The 2,754-nt window shown below is 69.2% G+C and carries 3 protein-coding genes and 1 tRNA gene; 3 read left to right on the top strand and 1 reads right to left on the bottom strand.

Going from position 1 to position 2,754, the window contains the following annotated elements; translation table 11 throughout:
• Window positions 1–1,376: PAS domain-containing protein (locus K0M70_RS15365; RefSeq protein WP_290783441.1), on the bottom strand; the 1,376-nt coding region annotated here is incomplete at its 3' end.
• A 108-nt stretch (window positions 1,377–1,484) separates the two neighbouring features.
• On the opposite strand from K0M70_RS15365, the gene K0M70_RS15360 reads away from it, so the two are divergent.
• From K0M70_RS15360 to K0M70_RS15350, 3 genes are all read left to right on the top strand, one after another.
• Window positions 1,485–1,561: transfer RNA gene (locus K0M70_RS15360), tRNA-Arg, on the top strand.
• Between the two features lie 6 nt (window positions 1,562–1,567).
• Window positions 1,568–2,479, top strand: a complete 912-nt coding sequence (locus K0M70_RS15355; RefSeq protein ID WP_290783438.1) for a cation diffusion facilitator family transporter — start codon at window positions 1,568–1,570, stop codon at window positions 2,477–2,479.
• A 91-nt stretch (window positions 2,480–2,570) separates the two neighbouring features.
• A partial coding sequence (locus K0M70_RS15350) for a hypothetical protein (protein WP_290783436.1) occupies window positions 2,571–2,754 on the top strand: 184 nt, incomplete at its 3' end.

The following is a 2,754-nucleotide window of genomic DNA, read 5'->3' as shown; positions in this document are numbered from 1 at the left end:
TCGATGGTGCGCTCGGGCACGCGCTCGGCCGCCATGCTGTTGAACGTTTGCAGCAGCAGCGCGCGCGACTCGGGGCAATACGACGGCAGCGTGCCCATCAGCGTCAGCGGCGTTCCGGGCGCGATGCCGTGGATGCGGTAGTTTTCGTCGGTCCAGTGCAGCACCTGGGTTTCCACGTACAGCTCGAAGCCGCCGATGCGACCCATGGCCGCGATGCGGTTGAGCATGTCGTTGCGCCAGGTCGACGTTTCTTCGTCGCGGCGCTGTTCGGTGACGTCGTTCAACACGCCCACCAGGCGGGTGATCCGGCCGTCGTCGGACTGCAGGCCCTCGCCGCGCGCCTGCACCACGCGCTGTTCGCCGTCCGGGCGCAGGATGGTCAACTCCATCGAGTACGGCGTGCCGCCGGCCAGCACCGCCTTCGACGCTGCCCGCAGGCGCTCGTACGACTCGGCCGTGAACAGGTGCCGCTGGTGCCGGAAACGCGGCGCCTCCTGCTGCGGTGACAGCCCCGCAATGCGGTAAAGCTCGTCCGACCACCACACCACGTCGGTCTCGGTGTTCCAGCTCCAGCTGCCCAACCGGGCCACGTGCTGGGCCTGGTTGAGGATCAGTTCGCGCTCGCGCAGCTGGGTCTCGATGCCTTTGTAATCATTGATGTCGGTATGGGTACCGATCACCCGGCAGGGGCGGCCGTGGGTGTCCCAGCTGATGGCGCGGCCGCGGTCGAGGATCCAGCGCCAGCGGCCGCAGCCGTCTTTGACGCGGTAGTCCACCTGGTAGTTGGGCGTCTCGCCGGTCAAGTGCGCCTTCAGCGCCACTTCCACCCGCGGCAGGTCGTCGGGGTGGGTGAGGCTGCGCCAGGCCTGGAAGCTGTCGTCGAAGGCGTCCCGCGAGTAGCCCAGCATGGTGAAGCAGCGGCTGGAGCGATACACGCGGCCCGAATCTGAGTCCCAGTCCCACAGGCCGTCTTCGGCGCTCTCCAGCGCGTAGCGCCAGCGCGCGCGGTCGGGCGACTCGGCCAGGCCGGGGGCCTGGTCATGCGGGAACAGGCTGATGGTGTAGCCAAGCAGCCGGCCCCGGCGATCGCTGACGTCGCGCAGCAGGCAGTCCAGCACCAGATCGCCGTCCGCATAGCGATGCTGCACCTGCCGGCCCGGATGCGTGGCCAGCTGGGCCAGCGCCTCCGCCAGCACCACGCGCAGCTGGCTTTCCAGAGCAGGATTCACCAGATCGCGGGCGGGCTCGTTGGCGAACAGCACCTTGCCGGCAACGTCCAGCACCAGCAGCGCGCGACGCGACGGGTGCAGGAACAGGCTCGCGATGAACGCGGGGTCCAGGGTCGGGGGGATATCAATGGGCGTGGCGTCTGGCATCCCCACCAGCATTCCATGCCAGCGCGATGCCATCCGTGCTGGCTGGCACAGTTCACGAACCGGCCGGGCTGCGGTTCATGTTCCCGGCATGGCATAATCCCGACCCGGGCGCCTGTAGCTCAGCCGGATAGAGTAGTGGCTTCCGAAGCCATTGGTCGGGGGTTCGAATCCCTCCAGGCGCGCCAATCCCGATGACGGCACACGTCCACTCCCACGGCTCCCAAGACGCCCCGGCAAGCCACGGCCGCGCGTTCGCGATCGGCATCGCGCTCAATCTGGCGTTCGTAGTGGTCGAGGCCTGGTACGGCTGGCTTGCCGGTTCGCTGACCCTGCTGGCCGACGCCGCACACAACCTCAGCGACGTCGGCGGCCTGGTGCTGGCCTGGGCGGCCTATGCGGCGGCCAAGCGCGCGCCCGACGACCGCCACACCTACGGCTGGCGCCGCGGTTCGATCCTGGCCAGCTTCGCCAACGCGGCGCTGCTGTTGGTGGCGATGGGCTCACTGGCGTGGGAGGCCGTCCAGCGCATCGGCTCGGCCTCGCCCGTCGACGGGCTGACGGTGATGGTGGTGGCGGGTATCGGCGTGGTGGTGAACTTCGGCACGGCCTGGCTGTTCATGGGCCACCGTCGCGATCTCAATATCCGGGGTGCGTTCCTGCACATGGCTGCCGATGGCCTGGTTTCGGTCGGCGTGGTGATCGCAGGCGCGCTGACGCTGTGGCAAGGCTGGGACTGGATCGATCCCCTGGTGAGCCTGGCGGTGGCCGCCGTGGTGGTGCTGGGCACGTGGTCGCTGTTCACGCGCTCCACGCACCTGCTGTTCGACGGCGTGCCCGACGAACTGTCGTTGGTGACTATCCGGCAATGCCTGCTGCAGCTGCCGGGCGTGCAGGACGTACATGACCTGCACGTCTGGGCCATGTCCACCTCGGACAACGCATTGACCGCACACCTGGTGGTAGCGCCGGGCGCCGCAGCCGACGACGTGCTGCGCGCGGCCCTGGAGGCGCTGCACCACGACTTCGGCATTCGCCACGCGACCGTGCAGCTGGAGTCCGCCGCGTTCGCCGCGCACTGCCGCGAAGTCTCGCCGCCTTTCTGAAACCGGAACTCAGGGGGGTCGATACCTGGCCTTCACATTGAAAGCCCATCGGTGCTTGTTAGATTTCAGGTTTGCCGCCCCGAGGCTCGCCATGATCCGTCTCAGCACCTTCCTACTGCTCGCGCTTGGCCTGTGGCTGGCGCCGGCCCAGGCCGCGGTGGCGGGGGGGGGGGTGGTGGCGCGTGCGGCGCCGGTGGGGGCACAGCTACCGCTCACCGGCCCCCGGACCGCGGGTCGGGGCGCGGGGCGGGCGCCGCGCGGGGATGGGCTGGGGG

The organism is Arenimonas sp., assembly GCF_019459675.1.
Taxonomy (GTDB): Bacteria; Pseudomonadota; Gammaproteobacteria; order Xanthomonadales; family Xanthomonadaceae; genus Arenimonas.
This window is presented reverse-complemented; position numbering and strand designations above follow the sequence as displayed.